The organism is Enterococcus sp. LJL128, from assembly GCF_056924295.1.
This window is the reverse complement of record NZ_JBXPBP010000012.1, coordinates 18153-39708: the sequence shown is the minus strand read 5'-3', so window position 1 is coordinate 39708 and position 21556 is coordinate 18153. Positions and strand designations below refer to the sequence as shown.

19 protein-coding genes and 1 pseudogene are annotated in these 21556 nt (G+C 37.6%); 4 read left to right on the top strand and 16 right to left on the bottom strand.

Annotation, left to right across the window (positions count from 1 at the left end; translation table 11 throughout):
* Positions 1-87 precede the first annotated feature (87 nt).
* On the top strand, positions 88-693 hold the full coding sequence (locus AC1Z3K_RS13535) for a TetR/AcrR family transcriptional regulator (RefSeq protein WP_426084868.1): 606 nt from the start codon (positions 88-90) through the stop codon (positions 691-693).
* Between the two features lie 175 nt (positions 694-868).
* On the opposite strand, the gene AC1Z3K_RS13530 is transcribed toward AC1Z3K_RS13535, so the two are convergent.
* The 5 genes from AC1Z3K_RS13530 to AC1Z3K_RS13510 form a co-directional block, all read right to left on the bottom strand.
* Positions 869-1168 (bottom strand): YciI family protein, encoded by a 300-nt coding sequence (locus AC1Z3K_RS13530; protein ID WP_426084867.1) that lies wholly within the window; start codon positions 1166-1168, stop codon positions 869-871.
* Positions 1169-1206: 38 nt separating this feature from the next.
* On the bottom strand, positions 1207-1998 hold the full coding sequence (locus AC1Z3K_RS13525) for a class I SAM-dependent methyltransferase (protein WP_426084866.1): 792 nt from the start codon (positions 1996-1998) through the stop codon (positions 1207-1209).
* Positions 1999-2271: 273 nt separating this feature from the next.
* Complete coding sequence (locus AC1Z3K_RS13520) at positions 2272-2727, bottom strand: GNAT family N-acetyltransferase (RefSeq protein WP_426084865.1); 456 nt, start codon at positions 2725-2727, stop codon at positions 2272-2274.
* Between the two features lie 85 nt (positions 2728-2812).
* Entirely contained in the window at positions 2813-4612 is a 1800-nt protein-coding gene (locus AC1Z3K_RS13515) for a glycerophosphoryl diester phosphodiesterase membrane domain-containing protein (RefSeq protein ID WP_426084864.1), read from the bottom strand.
* A gap of 280 nt (positions 4613-4892) precedes the next feature.
* Complete coding sequence (locus tag AC1Z3K_RS13510) at positions 4893-5906, bottom strand: Gfo/Idh/MocA family oxidoreductase (RefSeq protein WP_461732999.1); 1014 nt, start codon at positions 5904-5906, stop codon at positions 4893-4895.
* 189 nt (positions 5907-6095) lie between these two features.
* Here AC1Z3K_RS13510 and AC1Z3K_RS13505 point away from each other — a divergent pair, with 189 nt between their 5' ends.
* Positions 6096-6956, top strand: coding sequence for a MurR/RpiR family transcriptional regulator (locus AC1Z3K_RS13505; protein ID WP_426084862.1), 861 nt, complete (start codon positions 6096-6098; stop codon positions 6954-6956).
* A gap of 249 nt (positions 6957-7205) precedes the next feature.
* Here the strand turns inward: AC1Z3K_RS13505 and AC1Z3K_RS13500 are convergent, their stop codons facing one another.
* The 8 genes from AC1Z3K_RS13500 to AC1Z3K_RS13465 all read right to left on the bottom strand — a co-directional run bounded on the left by AC1Z3K_RS13500 (position 7206) and on the right by AC1Z3K_RS13465 (position 16708).
* Positions 7206-8003: a GNAT family N-acetyltransferase gene (locus AC1Z3K_RS13500; RefSeq protein WP_461732998.1), complete on the bottom strand. Its 798-nt coding sequence runs from the start codon at positions 8001-8003 to the stop codon at positions 7206-7208.
* Complete coding sequence (locus tag AC1Z3K_RS13495) at positions 7969-8142, bottom strand: hypothetical protein (protein WP_426084860.1); 174 nt, start codon at positions 8140-8142, stop codon at positions 7969-7971. Before AC1Z3K_RS13495 ends, AC1Z3K_RS13500 begins: the two co-directional genes overlap by 35 nt.
* Before the next feature lie 74 nt (positions 8143-8216).
* Entirely contained in the window at positions 8217-8651 is a 435-nt protein-coding gene (locus AC1Z3K_RS13490) for a VOC family protein (RefSeq protein ID WP_426084859.1), read from the bottom strand.
* Positions 8652-9480: 829 nt separating this feature from the next.
* Positions 9481-11658 (bottom strand): HelD family protein, encoded by a 2178-nt coding sequence (locus tag AC1Z3K_RS13485; RefSeq protein ID WP_461732997.1) that lies wholly within the window; start codon positions 11656-11658, stop codon positions 9481-9483.
* Positions 11659-12030: 372 nt separating this feature from the next.
* On the bottom strand, positions 12031-14991 hold the full coding sequence (locus AC1Z3K_RS13480; protein WP_461732996.1) for a synaptonemal complex protein 1: 2961 nt from the start codon (positions 14989-14991) through the stop codon (positions 12031-12033).
* 179 nt (positions 14992-15170) lie between these two features.
* A complete protein-coding gene (locus tag AC1Z3K_RS13475; protein WP_426084856.1) occupies positions 15171-15782 on the bottom strand; it encodes a TetR/AcrR family transcriptional regulator in 612 nt (203 codons plus the stop codon).
* Between the two features lie 168 nt (positions 15783-15950).
* Complete coding sequence (locus AC1Z3K_RS13470; protein WP_461732995.1) at positions 15951-16370, bottom strand: NUDIX hydrolase; 420 nt, start codon at positions 16368-16370, stop codon at positions 15951-15953.
* Positions 16371-16387: 17 nt separating this feature from the next.
* Complete coding sequence (locus AC1Z3K_RS13465; protein ID WP_461732994.1) at positions 16388-16708, bottom strand: winged helix-turn-helix transcriptional regulator; 321 nt, start codon at positions 16706-16708, stop codon at positions 16388-16390.
* 148 nt (positions 16709-16856) lie between these two features.
* Between AC1Z3K_RS13465 and AC1Z3K_RS13460 the strand changes: the two are divergent.
* Both AC1Z3K_RS13460 and AC1Z3K_RS13455 read left to right on the top strand, forming a co-directional pair.
* Positions 16857-17485 (top strand): annotated as a pseudogene (locus AC1Z3K_RS13460) (NAD(P)-dependent oxidoreductase).
* A gap of 226 nt (positions 17486-17711) precedes the next feature.
* On the top strand, positions 17712-18113 hold the full coding sequence (locus AC1Z3K_RS13455; protein WP_461732993.1) for an organic hydroperoxide resistance protein: 402 nt from the start codon (positions 17712-17714) through the stop codon (positions 18111-18113).
* A gap of 425 nt (positions 18114-18538) precedes the next feature.
* Here the strand turns inward: AC1Z3K_RS13455 and AC1Z3K_RS13450 are convergent, their stop codons facing one another.
* Genes AC1Z3K_RS13450 through AC1Z3K_RS13440 form a run of 3 tightly spaced genes read right to left on the bottom strand, consistent with a single transcriptional unit; the run spans position 18539 to position 21301 of the window.
* Positions 18539-19123, bottom strand: a complete 585-nt coding sequence (locus AC1Z3K_RS13450; protein WP_461732992.1) for a DUF1349 domain-containing protein — start codon at positions 19121-19123, stop codon at positions 18539-18541.
* On the bottom strand, positions 19095-20333 hold the full coding sequence (locus AC1Z3K_RS13445; RefSeq protein WP_461732991.1) for an MFS transporter: 1239 nt from the start codon (positions 20331-20333) through the stop codon (positions 19095-19097). The genes AC1Z3K_RS13450 and AC1Z3K_RS13445 overlap by 29 nt, the downstream gene beginning before the upstream one ends.
* Positions 20330-21301 carry an ROK family protein gene (locus tag AC1Z3K_RS13440; protein ID WP_426084849.1) on the bottom strand — a complete coding sequence of 324 codons (972 nt, stop codon included), beginning with the start codon at positions 21299-21301 and terminating at the stop codon, positions 20330-20332. Before AC1Z3K_RS13440 ends, AC1Z3K_RS13445 begins: the two co-directional genes overlap by 4 nt.
* Positions 21302-21556: the final 255 nt, after the last annotated feature.

The window sequence follows — 21556 nt, the reverse complement described above, 5'->3', positions numbered from 1 at the left end:
ACATAACTTTGCAATTTCAATGACACGTGTGTCATAATAGGATTATACAATATAATGACACGCGTGTCATTAATTAGAGGTGATTTTATGGTAAAACAATCAAATAAAGAACGTCGAAAGATGAAACGGGAAGCCATTCTGGAAAGTGCCCGAAAAGTATTTAGTGAAAAAGGTCTGATTGATGTTACAATGAAGGATATTATTGAGGAATGCGGAATTAGCCGCGGCGGGATTTATCTTTACTTTGACTCAGTGGATGAAATCTTCATTGAAACCCTAAAGCAGCGTACTACGCGAAAATTTGACGGTATCCGCTCAGCCGTTCAGGAAAATGTTCCTTTTGAGGAATTACTGGATACTTATTTAGCCAGCCACAAGGATCGTTTATTAAACCACATTGACAGCAGTCTTCTGCGTCCGATGTATGAGTATTATTTTACACACAAGTCCGAACAGGCCTATCAGTTTCAGCAGTCTCAACTGGAAACGACAACACAAACGATTCAGGAAATTCTTTATTTAGGAGTTCGACAAAATATTCTAAAGGATAAGGCTCTTGATAAAATTGCTGAAAATTATATGTTTGTTATTGAAGGTTTGGGAATTCTGGCGTTAACTGGCGGAATTACAGAAGAACAAATAGCCAGTCAATTTCGTATTATGAAATCCCTCCTTCCAAGAATGGACAGTTAGAGGGTATAAGGATGTATGGCATAATAGTGATATCTCCCCTTCCCCTAAAATCAAATAAAGACGGAACAGAATGAAAATAGGAGTTATTTTCGCCTGTTCCGTCTTATTCATTTAGCCAGTCCCGTTCTATCACACTTTCTTTTTAATTTATGCTGTACTTATCATCAATAGAGTATTACAGCAAATAGTTATTTTCTCTGTCTGCTACCTGCATTGTCTTAAGTGAATATGTCGCATAGCCTCCAACAACAAGCGGCTCTTGCTTACACAGCTCATCCGCTGCTTCATAGCTTTCAGTTTTTAAGATGACCATTCCTGCCACTCCTTTGTATCCTTTAAATACACCGCAGGATTCCAAATAGCCAGCATCATCCAGCCTTCTTAAATTTTCGACATGCTCCTCCACAATTGCCTTTGTTATTCTGTTATAGGTCTTGCTTTTTTCTATAAACATAACATACAACCATTTTTCCATATTCTCACCTCATAAATAATTTTTTTATTAATTATCTGCTATTTTTCTGAAGTCTCCCTGCCCGTTTCTTTTTGCAGCCGGGCAACCCACACAAAGCGATGTTGCTGATTCTGGATAAACCCATTTTGCTGTAATTGATCATTAAGATAAAGTAACTCATTTAGATTTTTTTCTACTGAAAAACCGGAATATTCCCATGGAATTGTTTTTACATAATAAATCAAACCATCCATATCATAAAACTTTTGAAAAGGATAAGCTTCATTTTTATATAGGATTTCAAAGTTGTTTTGCTTTAATTTTTCCAGCACAGGAAATAGATGCCAATCAAAGGATGGTTTATTAAATCCTGGAATCAGTTGAGAAGATAAAACCAGCCCATTTAAATCCCCTACCTGTTGAGAAATAAAAAGTCCCTGATTTTTTAATACTCTTCTTACCTCTGAAAATGAAAAAGATGCTTGAGAATTTAGTACTAAATCAAATGAATTATCAGGGAAATCCAAAGATTCATCTGACTCAACGAATTTAACAACAGCTCCTTTAGGTTTTAGCCTTTCAAGCAGCAATTGGTAATTAGGCAGCCAGCTTTCAGTAACAGAGGTGTTTTCAAAAGGGTGGTTAAATGAGCTCAGTAGTTCTCCCCCGCCAGTTCCTATATCCAACAGCTTTAAATCAGGTCTTAAATAATCTGAAACTAATTTCCTATAACACCAGGGGAGTTCCTGCTGGGTATATTTTTGCTTTAAATAAGAAAAATCCCACCCTGAAAAGTTTTTTTGGTTTTGCTCACTTTGTAGCCAAGATTCTATTAAATTTATATCAGTCATTTTCTGCATCTCCTTAGTATTAAATGGTCATATTTTAAGGATGATACAGCCTGCTTGACAGGATAGATACTTTTTCCCTTGATACAATGCCTGTCAAATCAACTGTATCAAGGAGATACCTCGTTTTCGAACCATATTATTCCTCCTTCAATGAATGAACCATCAAATATGAAGCTACAAAAACATAAACATTAGATGACTTTATTTTGATTAGTGCTTCTTTGCTTTAAGTAAAGAGCACAGGTATTAAAGACGGTTTCAAAATGGGGACTGTTAGAACCTCTTTTCCATTACATCGTAGCATAAAAAATCCCCATTCTCAGTTAAAATTGTGTGATAGCTCATTTCTCGGTACCCTCTTTTTAGGTAGAAGGTTTTTCCTGGAAGTGAAGAATCAACTGTTCCAACAGAAAAAGATTTGGCGATTACCCCTTCTCCAAAGTTCATCAGCAAATGACCTATTCCCTGACCTTGATAGCTAGGTAGAACAAATAGACGATAAATTTCATTTTGATGAATACTAATTGTTCCGAGTAGCTGCCCTTCATTCATTACTCCATAGACTCTTTCTTCGTCAATGTCTTTAATTATAGTAGATAATTCATGATGCTTTAGAAAAAAATCCACCGCTCCAACTGGATAATACTTTGGATAACATTCCTTGATTGTTTCCATAGTGAGTGTCAAAACCTGAGCAGCTAATGCTTGATTTAGCTTAATTATGTCCATCGTTCTTCCCCTAATCATCATTCGTCTTTTTACTACCAGAAAAATAGATAGCTGAAATCTTTTCAATATCTAGTGGCTGCAATTTTTAGTATTCATCTAAATAAACACGCTCATCAGTCTCATTAAAGTCTGCCACCTTTTCTTTTCCCTGCATGGGATAATCCGTTACCAGACCAGAAGCACCTGCCTCTAAATAGGTAGTCATATTATTTGGGTCATTAACAGTCCAAATATAGACTGGCAGCCAAGCTCTGCGAAACTCCATCAAGTTTTCTCTACTTGCCATCCATTCTTCAATAAAAACAAAATCAATATTCATTGTACGAATGATATCCGGACTTAAGTAGCCTAACCCGCCGAAAATACAATAACCACTGATTGTTTCAGGAAACTTACGGTTCATTTCGCTTATTAATTTATATTCCAGAGACAAGAAAATCGCAGACTCCAATGCTCCATGTTTTTTCATGGTTTTGGCTACTACATCTACAAGATTTTCTTTTTCTTTATTATGCCTTTTAAGCTCGACTGCAAGATTGATTTTTCCTTTGGTATAGTTCAACACTTCTTCAAGTGTGGGGATTGTTGCCTGAAATCCATTTTGCTGTAGCTTGATGTCTTGCAGCTCTGCTGCTGTTAAATCATACACATACAGATTTTGACCAGCTAACCGCTGCAGGGAATCATCATGAATGACCATCGGTACACTATCCTTAGAAAGTAGAATGTCGATTTCCGCGTATTCTGCCCCAGCATCGATAGCTCCTTGAATAGCTTCAAGACTGTTTTCTACACCGGAGCTGCTCCCTCGGTGCCCGATAACAATCGGCTGGTGAAGTCCTTCTCCCTCCTCGGAAGAACGCCAAAGAAATAAAAAAGTGGAACAGACAGTGAATAAGATGAACACATTTCGAAACCGACGATTGCCAGCGGCTTTTGAGAATATATTTTTTATTCGTTTAAATGAATAGCTTTCGCCTGCTCCCTGATTTTTCTGATTATACAAATTGAGGTACCATTCAGAGACAAGGATAATCAATACAGGACTTACAAACAGCTGACTTGCCGAATACACTAAGAAACCTGTCCAAGCTAAAAAACTGTTCAATGATGGAAGTAAACTCGAGTTATTAAACAGCTCGCTAAGTGTAGCTGGAATATAGCCTACTGTAACTAAATACTCAGGCAATAGTTTAAAAAGACCAAAAACAATCAGATAAAAACCAATCAGCTTGACTACGGCCAGCGGCTCTTTTTTTACAAGAAGAATACTCCTTTTCGCAGCACTTAAAAAAGATCCCCCTTCAATAATCATTATTGGTAAGGTAAAAATTGTGAGGAAGAAAAGACAAAATAAGGACGCGAAAAATAAACCAATTAAAATCGCTCCCATACTGCTTTTTCCAAGCTCGCCAGTTATGAAATTAGGTATGCGAAAATAAGGAAAAACAAGACTGGAATAACCTAAGCCGGTTATCGGCAGGAATAAAAAGGTGTAAATAAAAAAACTAATCATGCTAATTGGCTTTACACTATTTTTAAACACTGAAAAATTGCTGATTATATTGATTAATGATGGTTTAGGATTCTCTTTTCTATCAGCAATAAAAGTTAAAATTATAGAAAATTCAAAATAGCTGATAGCGGCTAAAAGAAGAATCATCACGAGACCAGACAAAAAGCCGATTGGCGTCATAAAAAAGCTCAGCATATTATTATTGAACAGTACACCAAAGCCTGTTGTCTGTAGTCCTATTTGAAAAATAAAATCAAGAATCGGCTGTATAATAACTCGGTGACCAATCCGCATTAGTGTGACAAAAATCAAAATTTGAATGACTTTTCTCCACCACTCGGGTATCTTAAGAAACATTTTTTTACTCATAAACTCCCCCTGCTTACACATATACTTTGTAAATCTAATAACATGAACACGTGAGATTGTTAGAATCCATTTTTTGAACTTGATAGAATTTTCTGTCAATTATTCAGAAACTCCCTTTAACTCCATTCGTAATGCAACTCCATCATGCCCACTTTATTATAAACTATAATTTGTGATTTTTTTCATTTGTTTGAAAAAAATAGTACTGGAAAATAAAAGAATAGTTAACAGAGTGCAAAAGCACGCCACTAACTATTCTGATAAATTATTGCAGCAGATACTATTTAAGTCCGCTGCTTCCTTCTTCTAAAATTTCCATTTGTAAAAGGGTTTCTTTATCCTTAATTATCTTCTCTTTTCCATGGATGATTGATTGATACACCCCTTCATAGACTCGGCTGTAGTCACCAACCTCTGAAATTACTTTCTCCTCATGATAAACGCCATCATGATCCATATAAGTTAAGACGCCGTAATGTTCAGGCAAATCAATACCAAAATCCGGATGATTAGGCAGATAGAACAGCTTCAAATGCTCTTCCTGGCGATCCTTAGTCTGTTTCACAAAGGAGCCCTTCTTCCCATAAACAACAAAACTAGGACGTTCCTTCAAACGGAAATAACTGGATTTCACAGATACTTTTGTTCGATTATAGTAAAAATCCAAATCAAAGTAGTCATTCATCCGCCCTTCACCTAAAAGCTGTCGAACATCATAATGAATGGCATCTGGTTCGCCAAAATAAGACAGAACCTGATCAATGGTATGGCAGCCATGCCCATATAGATAACTGTTTATTTGTGAATAGTTTGCTTCTTCGGGGATTTCTGGACGGAAATAGTCATAATGCATCTCCACCTCTAAAATATCTCCTAGTTTGCCGCTTTCGATAACCTTTTGAACAGTCAAAAAATCTGAATCAAATCTGCGGTTCTGGTAGCATTGAATAAACAGATTTTTTTCCTCAGCTAGCTGAAAAAGTTCTTTGGCCTCAGCTGCTGTTTCCGTGAATGGTTTTTCTATTAGAGCATTTTTACCATTTTCTAAAAGCAACTTGCCGTAGTGGTAATGAAGACTCCCCGGGGTGGTAACAACCACTAGCTGAATTTCAGAATCATTAAGGATATCATTGATTTCTGTCGTATACATTGTTTCCGGCAGCATATCCCATGTAACCTTTCCTGATGGTGAAAAGATGGTCTTTACTCTAATTTTATCATTTAGTTTTGCGACAAATGGTAAATGGTAGCGATTTGTACTTTTGCCATTGCCAATATAAGCAATCGTCAGCATAGTCTAACCTCCAGTTCTGTTATACTTATGATTATAAGTAATTCTAAAAAATTAAAAACCAATTCGCACAATATTGGAAATAAGTTTCAGTTTATTGATGGAGTCTATGTTTTAGCTGAAACTTATGTCCAATTATGTGAATAAAATGAGAGTAACAACTGTTTATTACATTGAAAGGACTGGTGCAGTATGTTTTTAATAGATGATCTAAAAAATCAGCAAACCTTCACTTTTACAGAAAAAAGAATAGCAGGATATATTCTCGAACACCTTTCCGCTATTCCTCGTCTAAGTATTAATGAACTTGCTGAGCAAGCCTTTGCTTCCCGTTCGGCGGTAATCCGTCTGTGTCAAAAGCTTGGTCTCTCAGGATATAAGGAGTTTAAAGCCGCTATTGTTGAAATCATTCCAAGCTATTCCCGCTCTCTGGATACTATAAATCCTAATTTCCCTTTTGATATACAAGATAGCTCAGAACAAATTGCTCAAAAAATGGGCGAGCTGATGTCCGTATCCATTCAACAGGCAGTATCTCAAATTAATGGAAAAGTTATTGATGAAACCGTAGAAATGCTTTTACAGGCAGAGCGTATCTTTCTGTTTGCTCGAGGCGATTCTCAATTGACAGCAAGAAGCTTTCAAAACAAGCTAATGAAAATCAACCTGTTTCCGATTTTGGCTGAAGAGTACGGTGATGAGGAATGGACTGCTGCAAATCTGACAGCAAAGGATTGTGCTCTTTTTCTGTCATACGGTGGCAATAATAGCAAGCATAGCAATATACTCACTCATTTTTCGAAGAACGCTATTCCCAGTATACTGATGACTGGAAATAAGAACTCTCCCCTACTTGATTTGACCTCAATTCGCATTGTCATCCCACAGGTTGAGTATGACTTTGCCAAAATAGCCACTTTTGCTTCCCAAACGGCTTTCGATTATCTATTAAATACTATTTTTTCAGTTCTCTACATGAAGCATTATCGAAGCAACATCGAAAAACTGCAGACTGTTCAGCATTTATACCAAACAGGTTTATTTTCAGATTAAAGCCGCAATACTGGAGTACGGTCAATTTGATGAGTACTCCAGTATTGTGGCTTGCATAAACAGTATTTTTGTAACGATTTTTTATCTCTCACGATTAGGGTTCGACTTATCCCCTAAGCACAAGGAGTTTCCAATCATTCAATTATAGTGGTAAGATCCAAAGCCAATATACCTAACCCACATCTTCTGGAAACCGGGTGTAATCCTATTTTCTGTAACACTTTTCTTTGATATAGTTCAGTCAACAATTTAGTGGATTCCTATATAAATTTTCAGCTCAACATCCTTTGTCTCGCTATTTGGGTATTCTTCAAAATCACATAGATAGGTGCGTTTAAATGGCAGGATACTCGAATGAAAACTCTCCCAGAATTCAGGTACTGCTTTATAGACCTCACCTCGAACAACAAAACATGCGTATTTTCCTTTAGGAATTTTATGGGTCTCAATATGGGCTGGGAGAGCTGCTTCTTCTCCTGCTTCACAGGTAATAGAAATTTGACAATCCCTTGAGCTTTTAGATAAATCTGTATACAGCTCATAAACCTGCTCGCTGCACTTATCAAGAATAACAGGGTAGCAGTCTTTATAAAATCTGCCCCACAAAGACATGTCTGGAGTTTCATCTTCTGACAAGGTAGAAATTCCAACAAGCGTTTTTTCTTCAAACTCTATAATCGTAAATGGTTTTTCTAATCTTTGTTTTGCTTCCTGACTTTTTTGATTTTTTTCCATGATAAGAAATAGATAACTGCTGCCATTGGTCTGTTGTTGATAAGTCTTAACGGGTTCAAAGCCTAAACGCTTATAAAGAGTAATAGCCCGCTGATTAAATTCGGCAACAGCTAAACGAATGCTTGTAAAGCAATAATTTTCTATTAAATAAACGAGAACAGCTTCCAGATATTTTTGTCCTAATCCCTGTCCAGTATGCTCAGGCTTGATTCCCATACCAAATTCAATCGTTTCGGAATGATTTTCCTGAAATACACAGAAAAAACCAAACAGCTCTTCATTGCATGAAAACTTGAAAATAGTGATCTCCACGCTGGTCAGGATGAATCAGCTCCTCGTAGTCCTCTGGATCAGCAGTCATATCATAAAAAGCATACACGCCAGGGTATTTCCATTCATCTGCAATCTGTACCGCAGTTTTTTGCTCCATTCTTTCTATTTTAAATACCATGTTCTTTCTCCTAATATTTTTTCTAAAATATCCAAAGCAGTTTTGATTTCTACCTGAATTAAGTCGATAAATCTTCAATCGATTATTAACATCTCGTTTTCATCAAAACGCCAGTTTCGACCGTAAGCTACTTCCCAATAATACCCATCAGGATCACGGAAATAACCAGAGTAACCTTCCCAGTAGAGCGCTTTTTGAGGCTGCTTGGCAATGGTACCTCCATTAGCAAGAACAGCCTCCATCAGATTGTCCACCTCTTGTTCGGATTTTAAATTAATCGCCAAAGTAATGCCCCCGAAGCTATCAGTTGTTTCTGGCGGGGCTGCTTGATTAATATCCTCAGCAAGGTTTTTAAGAGGATAGAGCTCGAGTTTGGTTCCCTGATTATCAAAAAAGACAATTGCCGGCTGCTCCTCTTTTTCATAAGTTTTAAAGCCAATGCCTTTGTAGAATTTTAAAGACTTTGGTAAATCTCTTACACCTAAACAAATTAAATTAATTCGATTCATTTCTCGTACATCCTTTCTCATTCCCTGATATATTCTTGTGAAGGACCAATTAAAATGTTTTACTATCCCATACTTGTATGAGTGAATAGTATGGGAATCGTTGCTGTTTCTATTAAAAACAGAAAATACGTTCCCCTTCTTCTCTTATTTTAAACGTTTCAACTTCTAAAAACAACAACAAAGAGGTTGAGATAGAAATGGTTAGCTTCAAGCACTAATCAGGTACTTTTCAGCATCTGAGTTTGTGACATAAGTAAATGCCCAAACTCTTCTTTCTCTAAAATCCGAATAAACGGCGTTCCAAAAGTAGCTCACTACACTTCGTTCCGATAGCATCAACCTCTAAGTGCTAAAAGCACTAAGAGTTGAAGTTCTCGGAAATAAGCCGAACTATCTCAAAAATATGAAGAGCTCCAGGTAGGTATCAATCAACATCTACTCGGTTCCCTTGTAGTGTTTCTTGACAATTTTCGGATAATTCGTCTTATTGCTGTGAAACACAGCGAGGGATGAGCTGATGTTGAACAGTACCTACTTGGTTCTCGAAGCTAAACACTTTTGTCTCGACCTCAGTGATTCTAAGCAATAAAAAGGGATTTGTGAAAATGGCAGGAAATACGAATGTAAATCATTGATGTTGACTGATTCCTATCTGATGCTCCATAAATTTTTTGCTAAATTTCAGCTCATTATCGAAGGAGTAGTTTCTGCCTCACCGTTTTATCGGATTTAGGCACAGCTAAAGGTCTGGGAATTTATTTATGTCCCAGACCCTCTGTTTACTATGAACGATATTTAAATTCTTGTGAGCTCATTCGGTTAGTTTTGCTTACTGCATAAACGCAAGCAGCTTACTCAGATTACCTGAATAAGTCAAATAGACGCTTTGCATGGCTCTGGAAATTGCTGTATAAAGAATTTTTTTATCTCTTTCAGAGTGATATTTTTCTTCAGAGATATCATAAATTAGTACATGATCAAATTCCAATCCCTTTGAGAGGCTGATTGGTACGATTGTTATCCTTTCAGTATCATTATCCACGGAATTATTTTCAAAATCCGCCTTAAGCGATTCTGTTTCCTGTTCTGTTTTTGTAATAATGGTTAAATCCTCACCATTAGTTTCTTCAAGAAGCTTTTTACATAATTTTAAAAATTCTTCCTGATTTTTGAAAGAATGAAGCTGAGGCGCCTGTCCATCTTTACGCACAGGGACAATCGTCATTTTTGTATCCTCTGAAGCGAACTGACCGAATGTTTTTGTAATTGCACCACTGGAACGATAGCTGCTAAGCAAATCATAACGTTGTACGGCCTTATTTTCTGCGTTAAATAATTCTTGAATTTGCTCAAATGGTGTAGTTGAGTTAAAAATTGCCTGATTCTCGTCACCTACCATAGTAAATTCTGTTTTAGGAAACAGCTCTATGAGCAAGTCTAGTTGGACTTGAGTGTAGTCCTGTACTTCATCGATTAGTAGAAACTGCATTTGGGGCACGTCAATTTTTTCAATCAGCAGGTGTTCAACCAATAAGAATGCCGTTCCTTCATCTAAAGTTAATCGTCCAGAATGCTGAGGAAGAAATTTCTCGTTGCTGTAGCTGGTATAGACTGTTTGGAAAATTTGTTCCTTATTGATCCACCGATTCTGCCGAATTGCTCTTCCTATTGCTGCATATTTTTTCTGCAGCAGCTTCTTTCCATAACGAAAAATACTATCTTCAGAATCATCTGAAATCAGTTCACCAAAGTATTTTTTCTGCAATTCTTCACTCAAAGAAAGAATTTGATTCTGGATTTTAGGACTTCGTGCCTGCTTTATCAAGCGCCGTTCCCAGTAGCTGCTTAAGCTTTTTTTTACTGATTGGAGTTTATCAATAAGTTTACTATAGCTTGGTGTTTCGTTATATAACTCAGTGAGCTTTTCTTTTGAAATTACTGCCTTGCCGCGATAGCTAAGCTCAGTAAAGAAATCAGGTTGAGCGAGCAGTAGTGAATCAGCGTTTTTAACAAAGTTTGTAAATGCTTGACTACGCAGCTGTTTTGTCTGCGCATCAACAGTATGGCTGCTGATCCTGTCAAAAAGCTCCTCCTCATTTTCAAGCTCAGCAGCTGCATAGTTTTGAACAAATTGAAGCATCGTCAAATTAAGTGGATTTTTTTCTCCTAATGCAGGAAGAACCTTGGAAACATAGTCGATAAACTGATTGTTGGGAGATAAAATCAGAATATTATCAGAAGTAATTTTCTGACGCAGCTGATAAAGCAGATAAGCAACTCTCTGCATAATGGTTGAAGTTTTTCCACTACCGGCTATGCCGTTGACTAAGATTACTGGACTAGTCGTATCACGGATGATTGCATTTTGTTCTTTTTGAATAGTTGCTGTGATATCCGCCATATAGCCTTCTGAATTATTTTCTAATGCTTCTAATAAAACATCATCCTGAATAGCAATGGAGGTATCAAAATATTTGATGAGCTGGTCTCTATCAATGATAAATTGTCTGCGCCCTTTTATTGCTACAGGTATTGTCCGTTCATTGACTGAATAACTGGAATCTCCCAACTCGTTATTATAAAAGAGTTCTGATATAGGAGAACGCCAATCATAGATTCTACTTTCTTCAGCATCATTAGTGAATCCGCTGATGCCAATATAGAAGTTTTCTAAAGGCTCTTCATCCAGATAATCAACAGAAATTTTTCCGAAGTAAGGAGACTTCAATAGCGCCTCGACTCGCTTCAATTCATTTTCGGCACTTTGCAGACGAATATTCATTTGGTCGATTTCTCTGTTTTTCAGCTCAATCATTGAAAAAGTATCCAGATTATCTGAATAGCTGTCAAAATTTAAGCGAATATCTTCTGTGATAGTACTTAATGCAGCAGTTCCTTCCTCTTTCGCTTGTTTTAGTAATTCTGTCAATCTGCTTTTTGTTTCGAGCAGCTCACCATATACCACAGCTAAATATGCTTTTTCTTTCTGCAATTCCTCTTTACTCATAAAGCATCCCCCTCTTATCCGCTAAAGTAGTGCAACTGAAAAATATAGCACACTTTCGATGATTAAGCCAGTATTTCAAATCAGAAAACACTGCATGCCTTTTGGATAACTAGCTAATTAATAAACGGAGTCTGTTGTTTTGACTCCTGTATGACTCAAACTGCATCAAGTAACCGTAGACGGCACTGGAATGGCGCTTTTTGCCAAGGGGCTTCCGGCCAACTACCAAATCATTCGCATTATTTTCCTTTTTCAAAAAAAGAACTTGAAACAAAAGCATCAATCCCCTGCTTTTTGTTCCAAGTTCTATGTTTGTTTTCTTTTTTAACCTATCAATACAAACGGGTGTATAACCCTTTTTAAAGCTATAGCTTATTCTAACAATTCTTTAGAAATGATTTCCTCTAGATAGATGCTTAGCCAGTGATAGGCTTGTGCTGTTTTCCAGATGGAATTTTTTATCCGTAGAGCATTTTGGTTGAATAGCGATTCTTTACGATTAGTCGAGTCAATTGAATCCAGGAATTCGTCTACATGCTCAGCTTTTTCTTTGAATTCTTTCAAATTGTACCCATCAAAAAGCTCTTTATGAGCAGAAACAACTTCCCAGCGATATTCAATATAATTAACAGAAACAATCGCTTTTCTATACTCGCTTCTATTGAGTCGAACCATTTTCCGTGAAGCACCGGCTGTATCCGATTCCTCAAATAATTTTTTGACTTTTTCGTAATCTGCTAAGAAACGATTTCCAGTGAACAGTTTTCTTGTTGGAGTAGCTTCCTCTTCCGTCATATCTTTGTGCTGCTTGCTGTCAGTTTTATCCGTTGCTTTTTTATCAACAAGTTCCACAAGTGACGGCTTCTTCTTCTCCATTGCTGTCGACTCTTTAGAATCCTTTTCTGCTGGCGCTGGTTTTTCTGTAACAGCGGACGTATCTTCAGAAACAGCTGCTTTTTTTGTCTCGTCCTTTTCTGACTTGGACAAATTAGCTTCATTGATTGGCTTCGTTTTCTCTGTAGATATTTCTTTTGAAAGACGTTCAACCTTTAAGGCCTTTTCTTTAGCTACAGGTTCATTTTTGACTAATGCTTGTGTTGACAGCGGCACTGCTGTAGTGACTTTTCCCCCAGATAAGCGTTGGAGCTCTTCCTTCTGTTCAATAAGCATTCTGCTCATGTCAGTGGTTGTTTTTCCATTTTCTTCAATAAAGTCAGTAATTGAATATTCAATGCCATCAACTTTACCAGTTATACTCTCAATTTCTTTTTCAAAGGCCTGCAGCTTCTGTTTAAATAAAATGTTGCTTTCTTTTAGTGATTGCAGGATAGGCTCCCATTGCTTCTTCTGAGCATCAGCTGTATTTTTTTGAATATCCTCTGACTTTTTCACAAACAGCTCTTCAATCACTGTTGTCGGCTCTGTCTGTTCCTGTGTTTTTTCAGCAACACGCTTATCGATGTTCGCGATTGTTTCAGAAATACGATCAATGTTTTTCTCAACATCTGAAAGCTTTTGATTCAGTTTAAGGTTATTTTTCTCAAGCGTTTGAACCATAGGTGTTAGTTGCGCCTGCTGATTATTAATCAAATCCTGTAGAACCTTTTGTTTCACTTCTTCATTTTGCGTATTTAAAAGTTTATCAAAATCAAGCACTGGTTTACTACTGTTCTCCAAGTGAGACAGGATAGATTGATCCATTGTGTCAATCCGCTCATGGGTTTGTTTAATCCGGTCTTCAACATCACTCATCCGCTGGTAAAAAAGCTTATTATTTTCAGCTAAAGTAGTAGATAATGCTGGAAATCCTGATTCTTCACTCTTCAGTAATTCAGTTAGCTGAACAAGCTGCTGATCTTCTTGTGGAGGAGCTTCAATGAACTGTTTAACGTTTTCCAGCAGTTGAGTACTTTCCTCACTCTGACTGCAAAGCTGAGTATCTACAGCAGCTAATTTTTCAGTGATTTTACTCAAAGTACCTTCAAGAGCATCCATCCGCTCAGCGGTCTGCTGTTCTTTCTTTTCAAGACCGCTAATTAAAGTATGGAGCTGCTTTTCTTGATTGTTCAATGTTTTAGTAAAGTAGGTAAAGCTGGAGTTAGTCTTTTGTGCCTCCAACAGTTTCTCCAAATGCTTCAGCTGTTCTAATTGCTCTGCAGTTTCTGTCTTGCTGCTGTTCAGCTGTTCTTCAACACTGCTAAGACTAGCTGCAACACCTTCCATCCGCTCTGTCGAAACGTCTGCGGCTTTTTCAACCTGCTCGGAAAGATTCTTATGACTGTTAGTTATCTCTTCAACTGCAGCTGTTAACAGCTGTTTTTGAGCACTTAATTCCTGTGTAATTTCTTCCAAACGTTTTTCAGAAGCTGCTGGCTGTTCCGCCTGTTTTTTTAGTTCAGCCATAGTATTCTGAAGCTGTCGAATGTCTGAATTGATTTTCTGAGTTTCAGCTCCCAACTGCTTTTTCACACCAGCTGTTACTTGATGAATCTCTTCAGTTAAAACAATCATATTCTCTTCCAGCTCACCATACAATTTATCTTTTTGAAAGTCAGCTTTTTCTTCATGGTCAGCTGCTATTGTTTGATAAGCCTCTATCAGTGAAGATTTCAATGTGTTATTCTGTTCTTTTTGACTAGCAGTAAAAGATTCCAACTGTTTTTTCATTTTACTAATGCCGGTTTTATTTCTGTGTCGTAGTTCTTTTAATTCGTTTTGTAGCGTTTCTGTTTTAATCGCCTGAGAAGCCAGTAGCTCCCTGTTTGCAATTGTATAATTTTGTTCAAAGTCTTCTTTAAGCTCTGCAAGAGAGCCTATGATTTCTTCCTTCATTTCAGCCTGAATGTTTTCCAGCTGCACAGTAATTTCCTGCTTCATCGTTTGTTGATAATCTTGAAGCGTTTCAGTCATCAGGGCAGACATGTTTTCCTCCAGCCCCTTTTTCCAGCGGTCCCATTGCTGGTTCTGCTCTTCGTTCATCTGATTTCCAGCACTTGTCTTCTGTTGAGGAGATAGTTGCGTACCAGACTTCAACAAGTCAAAAACAGTCTTCAGCTCTTGTTGAAGATGGCGCTGGTCAAATGAAGTTAGTCCGGCTTTACTTGAACATTCTATTTTTAATACTACTGTTTGATTTTCAAAAAATTCTATATAGCCGTCTTCAATCTTAATTGCTTTATTCCTTTTTTGAAAAAGATTCAATCCTTTGGAAATTATCTGTTCTATTTTTTTATCATTATCTGTATCAGTGGTGAACGTTACCTCAAAATGGCAACGCCCCTCCCCAGTTTCTTCTATACCAGATACCAGCTGTACATCTGTATAAAACCCCATTTTCTTTTCCTCCAAAAGTAATTTCTATAAATACTCTTATAGTAAAGAATAGCTTTTATTTCATAAGATTGCAATGCTTCTATTATCACTATTTAAGGATTTTTGGATTTTTCCAATCATTTTCAAAAGGAATTAAAAATAAACTTTTTGTTTTATCTTATTCAATTTCTTTCCTATTGCTAAATAACCCCTTGCAGAAGCATCTTAAATCCATAATATCTGAATGTAGATTTATCAGTGCTAGTTTGCTCAGATAAGCAAGCCGCTTTTTGATCAGCTGTTGAAATAATGCTGGTAATGGCAGACCAAAGGATATAAACGATTTCTGGAAACTTCACAGAGTCGGAAAGCCTTCCCTCTGCTACTCCTTTTTTCAGTAAAGCTTCGAGTAGGTCGCTAAGCTCCTCAACAACCACTAAAAAATTATTAAGCTGAGAAGTTTCTGTAGCCTCTACTTCAGGATGCAGCAAAGCAGAAAAATAAATAGGATAATTTTCTTGGTAGGCCGCGAGTGTCTGACAAAAAGAAAAATAGCTATCAAAAAAATCTGCTTCCAACTGAACAATTTCAGCGAGTGTTTGTTTAAGTCTTATTATGTTTTCGTAGGCCGTCCCATAAAAAAGAGCTTGTTTGCTTTTAAAGTATGTATAAAGCGTAGTTTTGCTATAGCCAGCCTCCTTAGCTATTTGATCTAGTGTGGTTGCTTCAACTCCTTGTTTTAAAAAAAGTACTTCTGCGGTCAGCAACAGCTGGTTTTTGTGGAATTGTTCGAGGGCAGTTTTTTTGTCCATTATTTCAATCCTTTCCGAACTTAGAGTTCATTAATTATACCCTTAGTTTTTGCTGATATCAAAGAGTTTTACCAATTAATAGAAAAAAGAACCCTAGGAGACCTCGATATTATAGGCTTCCTTGGTTCTTTTAAATTTAGTTCATTTTAGAGTTGAAAAGCTAATTTTTTAAATAGAGATTTTAGGAATTAGATTGTCAAGATAAAATAGTGTTTTTTCTTCAGCCAGCTCATCTAAGCCCTCAATCCAGCGAAATGCTGTATGCTCTTCGTTATCCAGCACTATTTCCTGTGTAGTGTCAATCATTTCCCCTGCATAAATCAATCGAGTAAAGACTTGCTCTTTTATCGGATCAAAGGTGCTGTCTTCTGAAAGAATGTTCTTTAGCCTAACAGTCAGCCCAGTTTCTTCCATCGTTTCTCTTAAAGCCGCTTCACAGGGCAGTTCCTTTGGCTCCACCCTGCCGCCGGGAAGATCCCAGTAGCCTGCGTAAACATTAGCTTCTCCGCGTTTAGTAGTGCTACGCTTGATAACTAGCCATTTTTCTCCTTGTTTAAGCAGTACATGTGCAATCAATCGATGTGTCATTGCAACACCTCCATTTCTTATGAATTTGTTTTAGCCTTATATGCCGTTCCCCAATCGTCCATCACATTTAGAACACTTTCCAGACTCACTCCAGTATCAGTTAGGGTGTATTCCACTCTGGGAGGAACCTCCGCATATATTTTTCTAGTAAGCAATCCCAGCTCTTCCATCGCTCTAAGATTACTGGTTAATACCTTCTGAGATATTTGGCCTATCCCGCGTTTTAGCTCGCCAAAGCGTTTTGTTCCAGTCATTAGCTCTCTTATAATTAGAACTCTCCAGCGATTATTGAAAAATAAAAGCGTCGTTTCTACAGGACAATCCGGCAATTTATTCATTATAATCCCTTCCTTTTCCATTAGTATCCAAATGGATGCTATAGCACTTTTAAGTGCTTACTTCACAAAAGATTGTTATGTGCTTATTATAAGTACATAGAATTAGAAAATCAATTAAAAAATAACTCTTGAAAGGAATGGATTAATAATGAAACTTGCAGTAATTGGCGCAAACGGAAAAGCAGGTCAACTAATTGTGAAGGAGGCTCTAGCAAAAGGGGTTGACGTGACAGCTATTGTCAGACAAGTAAATAAGTCTGAAGCAGATAAAGTCTTAACGAAGGATTTATTTGATCTGACTTATTCAGATTTAAAAGACTTCGATGTTATTGTTGATGCTTTCGGCGTTTGGGCACCTGAACAGCTCCATCTTCATAGCTCTTCTCTTAAGCATCTTGGTGATATTCTCAGCGGACATAAAAATCGTCTACTGGTAGTAGGCGGAGCCGGCAGTCTGTATCTTGATAAGGAACACAAGAAACGCTTAATGGACCAGTCTGATTTTCCAGATTTATTTAAACCCTTAGCTGAAAATATGGGTGAAGCTTTAGATGAACTGAAAAAAGAGATGATTTCAACTGGACATACATCAGCCCAGCGGCAGATTTCCAAGCAGACGGCAGACGAACTGGAAGCTACACTCTAGGCGGCGAGGAATTCAAGACAACCACAGATGGAAAAAGCTCTATCAGCTATGCTGATTACGCACTCGCTGTAATTGATGAAGCCCTTAGTGGAAGTCATTATCAACAACGCATTTCTGTCATTTCGGAGTAAAACCAACTAGCTTAGTCATATGTGTAAAGTAAAGCTTTGGAGGAATGTGCTGATACGTACTGATGGTAGTCTTATCCTAACTTTGAAAGCTACAACATTCATTGCCTTACTCTCTTTTCTGCTGTATTTTATACCTATCTTCAAAGTAAGCATTGAGCCGTATTAATTGAATGAATCCTTATTAGCCGATACAATAAAGATATAGATATGAACGGAGGAAAATGTAATGAAAAAAATGTATGAAACAGCGATGACAAATCATGGCGGCAGACAAGGGTATGTGGAAGCACCAAACGGAAGCATGCATATGGAAATCACGCCTCCTGGCGTACACGCTGAAGGAACCAACCCGGAACAATTATTTGCTGCCGGTTATGCATCATGTTTTAATGGAGCTTTACAGCATGTTTTAAAAGAAGGAAATGTAGAATCAGATACAACAGTTAAAGCTAGAGTATCTTTATATACAACAGATGACGGCGGGTATCAAATTGGTGTTGTCATGGAAGTTCATATGGAGGGATTGGATAAAGCAACTGCACATGATTACCTTGAAAAGGCACATGAATTCTGCCCGTACTCTAAAGCGACTAAGGGAAATATTGACGTTCAATTGGAATTAGTATAAAAGCAAACTTAGATTAGAGGATAGGACAGAAGTGTTTAGTCCCGAGAAACAAGAAGAGATTCACGGAAATGACAGAAAACACGAATGTGAGTCAGTCGATGTTGACTGATTCCTACCTGGTGTTCTTCAAATTTTTGTGAATTTCGGCTTATTTCCGAAGGTCTTGCTCCTGCGGTTACTCGTCGCAGATGGTAGTAAGGCATGTGCTCCTGGGATTACTCGTCGCAGTTCAATGCTGGTATGTGCTACTGCTCCCACCGTTTATCCGGATTCCACGTAAGTGGGACATGGCTTATTGAGCTATGTCCCACTTACTCTTTTTTTATAGAATTTCTCTATATCTCACTGTTTTTCAGTTTTAGGCATACTAAAAATCTGTATTTTGGTTATGTTTCGGATTTGTTTTTTTGAAACAGAAACAGTGGCTACTTCCCTTTCCGCATATTTTCAAGTGCATATTCTTCGATGCGAATATCTTCAAATGAAGCTTGTCTGCCATTACCAATTGGAGCCTGTGCAACAAATCCTACCTTCAATAGCTGACTGCAGGGCAACGAAAAATACCGAACCATGCGGTAGTCGCTGCCATCCAAGGAGTAATGCATAGCAAAAAGCTGTCCTTTTCTTGAGACTTGAAGCCAGACCTGTTTTTTAGATAGTTCTACACCATTCGCATCATCTGAAACCCGGTTTGTCACAACACTAACAACTGATTTTGTTCCTAAATCGGTGAGTTCAAAGCACAGCTTTCCCCATAAATGGGTGTTTTCTAGAAACATCAAACCACAACCGTCGTAAGTTTCATCAAAATCTGCTGTTACTTTAGCACTCAAAATAAAATCACCTGTGAGCTCTGTATAGAGAAATGGCGCATTCAGCCCTTCTTTTCCATCGGCAGGATCAATAAAATAATCAGACTGTGGAGTAGCTTCCATCGTTAAATTACCTGATTTAATTACGCTTCCCGTTTCATCCAGCCAGTTAAATGTCCGATTCTTCATTATAATCATTTGTTGCTCTCCTCTCTTTAGCAGTCTTTTCCACCTGAATAGTTGAAAACAGCAAAATAAGACCAAATAGAAATAATGCTGCGGTCAAAATGGATAAATTAAATACATTGCTCAACATACCTAAAAGAAAAGGAAGACCTGCTGTTCCTACGTAAGCCAAGCCAATCTGAACGCCCATGACGGCCCCAGAATTCTGACTGCCAAAACGAGATGGTGTTTCGTGCAGCATGGTTGGAAAAATGGCGGCACAGCCTAAACCAGTTATGATAAATCCCAGCATTGCTGTAAAATAACCGGGGCTTATAAAAACAACCCCCACGCCTAATAAAATGAGTAGCTCGCTTAAAAATAAAATTCGCTGGTTCGACAACCAGAAGGTAATAAAGCCTGTAAGCATGCGTCCTACAGTCAGACTTGCATAAAAAGCTGAAACAATAAAACTTGCTTGACCCACTTCAATTCCTTTCACAGCAATTAAATAACTGCTGCCCCACAAACCCATACTTGCTTCAATTCCCACATAAAAAATGAAGGAAAGGACAGAGAATTTTACTCCTGGGATATTCAGTACCTCTCTGAGCTTCAGCGGATGTTCCGCTTTTTCATCTGCTGTACCTTTTTTCAATGCTAGAGGCGCAGGTGTCTTGTCTTCTTTGGACCAAAGAGGCAGGCTAAAGCATAAAACAACTGCTAAAAAGAACTGAATACCGCTTAAAAGCAAATAACCTGTACGCCAGCTTGCCCCCTTCAGTAGAACAGCTCCCATAATCATAGGACCTAAAGTAGCTCCAATTCCCCAAAAACCATGAAGCCAATTCATGTGGTGTGCTTTAAAGTTTAGGGCTACATAATCGTTAAGCGCTGTATCGATTGCACCTGCTCCAAGTCCCAGCGGGAAGGCAAAAATAATAAAGAACAAATAACTGTTTGTAAAACTAAAACCAATCAAACCAGCTGCTGTTAGCAAAACACTAAAAATTACTAACTTTGCTGTACCGAATTTTCTAATTAAGCGGGCAGTTTGCAGACTAGAGATGACTGTACATATAGATATAGCCATAGCAATCAGACCTGCTGCACTTAAATTGCTGTGAATATCTTTATGAATAACCGGCCATGCTACTCCTATTACTGAATCCGGCAGTCCCAAGCTGATAAAGGTCAGATAAATAACTCCTAAAAATAGAATCATTCGCTTATTTTTTGTCATGTGGCCCACCCCTTTGCTAAAAAGTTATCGATTGCTAGTTGAATGGCCCCAGCATAATTGCTTTCCTCAATTGGAGGATTTAACAAAATCATGGGCTTTGTCCATAATTTTTTCTGGACTTCTTTAATCCCGGCAATCAGTTCTTTTTCCTGTATCACTTCATCATTAATAACAATCATTTCCGGACTAATTAACAAGGCGACCAGCTCCAACAAGTAATTAATTATTTTTTTTCTTTCAATGATATCTGCACTCGCCAAACACTCATCAATATTCTTTTCTCCATTACTTAGCATGCCAATTTCACCAGCAAACTGCTGATACCCTTTATAAACTTTTCCATCAATCACGATTCCGGTTCCCACACAGCTGTTGAAAGAAAGATAAACCAGGTTCTTAATCAGGTTGTTGCTAGCAGCTTGTCCAAATGCAGAAAGATTCAAATCATTGAGAATCTCCACGTTTATCTTGGAAGGAAATTTACTTAAAAAGTCAAAGGTATATTGTTGACGCTGCTCCAGATTTTCGCCATAAATAAATCCGTTAGCTACAGGAATGCCAGGAACTGTCAGTACAATATAGTCAATTTGCTGCTCCTTTTTCAATATTTCCATAAGAGTTGTTTCTAATTGGTTTGGCTCAATTGTTCTCGTCAACAGCTGCTTGCCTGTCAATGAGAAAAGTATACAGCGGCAATTTTGAAATCCAAATTCGATATAAAGAAACGGGGCAAAGCGACTGGATAAGCAATATTTTTCTGCTGGTCTTCCCCCAATAGATTCAGGATCGCCAAAAGATTCTACTGATTTTTCCTGAATCAAATCAATCAGCTGATTTCTGACAGTTGTTACGCTGATACCAGCAGCTTCCGCTATCTCAGGCTTTGTCGCACTCTTGACCCTTAAAAGAAATTCAATAATCCTACGCTCATTATAGGATTTCATATTTTGTGGCTTTACACCCTTCATTGCTTCATCCCTCTCTTATGAAACTTACTTTCGAAAGTATCTAACGGAAGTGTAGCATAAGTTCTATTCTTCCGCAAGAAGATATGGATTGTTTTAGACGAATTTTCCTTTGGAATCATAGGACTTATGAAAAGAACTGACTCTACTATTTATAGAAGCAAAACCAAGCCTATCCGCTAGGCTGGTTTGCGAAGTTTATTTTCTCAAAAAAAAACTTGGAACAAAAAGCAGGTATTTCCTGCTTTTTGTTCCAAG

What these genes read in the sequence shown, in the direction of transcription:
- AC1Z3K_RS13535 (WP_426084868.1), top strand. Translation starts at nt 88, where the DNA reads ATGGTAAAACAATCAAATAAAGAACGTCGAAAGATGAAACGGGAAGCC.
- AC1Z3K_RS13530 (WP_426084867.1), bottom strand. Translation starts at nt 1,168, where the DNA reads ATGGAAAAATGGTTGTATGTTATGTTTATAGAAAAAAGCAAGACCTAT.
- AC1Z3K_RS13525 (WP_426084866.1), bottom strand. Translation starts at nt 1,998, where the DNA reads ATGACTGATATAAATTTAATAGAATCTTGGCTACAAAGTGAGCAAAAC.
- AC1Z3K_RS13520 (WP_426084865.1), bottom strand. Translation starts at nt 2,727, where the DNA reads ATGGACATAATTAAGCTAAATCAAGCATTAGCTGCTCAGGTTTTGACA.
- AC1Z3K_RS13515 (WP_426084864.1), bottom strand. Translation starts at nt 4,612, where the DNA reads ATGAGTAAAAAAATGTTTCTTAAGATACCCGAGTGGTGGAGAAAAGTC.
- AC1Z3K_RS13510 (WP_461732999.1), bottom strand. Translation starts at nt 5,906, where the DNA reads ATGCTGACGATTGCTTATATTGGCAATGGCAAAAGTACAAATCGCTAC.
- AC1Z3K_RS13505 (WP_426084862.1), top strand. Translation starts at nt 6,096, where the DNA reads ATGTTTTTAATAGATGATCTAAAAAATCAGCAAACCTTCACTTTTACA.
- AC1Z3K_RS13495 (WP_426084860.1), bottom strand. Translation starts at nt 8,142, where the DNA reads ATGGTATTTAAAATAGAAAGAATGGAGCAAAAAACTGCGGTACAGATT.
- AC1Z3K_RS13490 (WP_426084859.1), bottom strand. Translation starts at nt 8,651, where the DNA reads ATGAATCGAATTAATTTAATTTGTTTAGGTGTAAGAGATTTACCAAAG.
- AC1Z3K_RS13485 (WP_461732997.1), bottom strand. Translation starts at nt 11,658, where the DNA reads ATGAGTAAAGAGGAATTGCAGAAAGAAAAAGCATATTTAGCTGTGGTA.
- AC1Z3K_RS13480 (WP_461732996.1), bottom strand. Translation starts at nt 14,991, where the DNA reads ATGGGGTTTTATACAGATGTACAGCTGGTATCTGGTATAGAAGAAACT.
- AC1Z3K_RS13475 (WP_426084856.1), bottom strand. Translation starts at nt 15,782, where the DNA reads ATGGACAAAAAAACTGCCCTCGAACAATTCCACAAAAACCAGCTGTTG.
- AC1Z3K_RS13470 (WP_461732995.1), bottom strand. Translation starts at nt 16,370, where the DNA reads ATGACACATCGATTGATTGCACATGTACTGCTTAAACAAGGAGAAAAA.
- AC1Z3K_RS13465 (WP_461732994.1), bottom strand. Translation starts at nt 16,708, where the DNA reads ATGAATAAATTGCCGGATTGTCCTGTAGAAACGACGCTTTTATTTTTC.
- AC1Z3K_RS13455 (WP_461732993.1), top strand. Translation starts at nt 17,712, where the DNA reads ATGAAAAAAATGTATGAAACAGCGATGACAAATCATGGCGGCAGACAA.
- AC1Z3K_RS13450 (WP_461732992.1), bottom strand. Translation starts at nt 19,123, where the DNA reads ATGATTATAATGAAGAATCGGACATTTAACTGGCTGGATGAAACGGGA.
- AC1Z3K_RS13445 (WP_461732991.1), bottom strand. Translation starts at nt 20,333, where the DNA reads ATGACAAAAAATAAGCGAATGATTCTATTTTTAGGAGTTATTTATCTG.
- AC1Z3K_RS13440 (WP_426084849.1), bottom strand. Translation starts at nt 21,301, where the DNA reads ATGAAGGGTGTAAAGCCACAAAATATGAAATCCTATAATGAGCGTAGG.